The organism is Postechiella marina (assembly GCF_039538365.1).
Lineage (GTDB): Bacteria > Bacteroidota > Bacteroidia > Flavobacteriales > Flavobacteriaceae > Postechiella > Postechiella marina.
Map to the genome: position 1 here is coordinate 1 of NZ_BAABCA010000019.1, position 1301 is coordinate 1301.

The 1301-nt window shown below is 31.6% G+C and carries 2 protein-coding genes; both read left to right on the forward strand.

From position 1 onward, the window contains the following. The first annotated feature begins 39 nt into the window (after positions 1–39). On the forward strand, positions 40–411 hold the full coding sequence (locus ABD715_RS17750) for a transposase (protein ID WP_344789674.1): 372 nt from the start codon (positions 40–42) through the stop codon (positions 409–411). Positions 412–431: 20 nt separating this feature from the next. After that, the gene (locus ABD715_RS17755; protein ID WP_344789675.1) at positions 432–1262 is read left to right on the forward strand and encodes an IS3 family transposase; all 831 of its coding nucleotides are present in this window, start codon (positions 432–434) and stop codon (positions 1260–1262) included. Positions 1263–1301: the final 39 nt, after the last annotated feature.

Sequence of the window (1301 nt, forward strand, 5' to 3'; positions counted from 1 at the left end):
TGACCCGTCCTGAATAAAGGCTACATAATTTTAAACATTATGTACAAAAATGACAAAGTAATTAGACGGTATTCAGAACCTTTTAAACTAAAAATTATTGACGAACTTAGTAAAGGTAAACACACAAAAAGTGAACTGTGTAAACTCTACTCCATTGCACCTACAACGGTTAATGAGTGGATTAAAAAGTATAATCGTAAAGACTTAATGAACACCAGAGTAAAAGTGGAAACTAAAGACGAAATATCTAGAATTAAAGCCCTTCAAAAAGAGATTGAACAGCTAAAAAAACTACTGATTAAAAAGGATTTAGATACTTTGGTATTAGATTCATACCTTGAAGTAGCAGCCGAAGACTTAGGCTATAAATCTGTAGCTGAACTAAAAAAAAAGCTAAGTATAAAGCCTTAATTAAAGCTAAAGAAAAATCTATGGGATTTGCGTCTTTAACTACTATAACTCGTTGTTTTGGACTTAAACGTGATGCGTATTATAAATACAAATCTAGAGCTGATAAGCGTTTAATACTGGAACAAAAGATTATAAAAATAGTCAGTAGAAAACGTAAATCCCTTCCTAGAGAAGGTGTGCGTAAACTCATTAGATCTTTAGATAATGAGTTTTATAAAGCCAATCTTAAAGTGGGCAGAGACACTTTATTTAGTGTGCTTAGAAAACATAATATGCTTACTCTTAGAAAGAAAACTAGTGCCAGAACTACAAACTCTTATCATCGTTTTTATAAATACAATAACCTGATAAAAAATATGAAAATTACAAGACCAAATCAAGTGTGGGTAAGCGATATTACTTACATAAGGACGATTAAAGGATTTTGTTATCTCGCTTTAATAACGGATATGTACTCCAGGAAAATTGTCGGCTATGACCTGAGTGACAGCTTGGAATTAAAAGGATGTGTAAGAGCTTTAAATAAAGCTATATATCAAGCTAAAAACACTAAGAAGCTGGTACATCATTCCGATAGAGGCATACAGTATTGTAGCAATGTCTACACGCAAATATTAAAAAGAAAAAAGATAGATATTAGTATGACCGAGGAGAATCATTGTTACGAAAATGCCATAGCTGAGCGTGTAAATGGCATATTAAAAGATGAGTTCTATCTAGACCAGACCTTTGATAACGTGGATCACGCAAAAAGAGCTACAAAAAATGCAATTAATTTATACAATGAAATAAGATTACACTTATCTTTAGATTATAAAACACCAAATATGGTATATAAATTATCAGCGTAAATTCAATTTTAACCTGTAGCCATATTTCAGGACGAGACA

Coding starts and splice junctions, on each gene's coding strand:
- ABD715_RS17750 (WP_344789674.1), top strand. CDS start 40: ATGTACAAAAATGACAAAGTAATTAGACGGTATTCAGAACCTTTTAAA.
- ABD715_RS17755 (WP_344789675.1), top strand. CDS start 432: ATGGGATTTGCGTCTTTAACTACTATAACTCGTTGTTTTGGACTTAAA.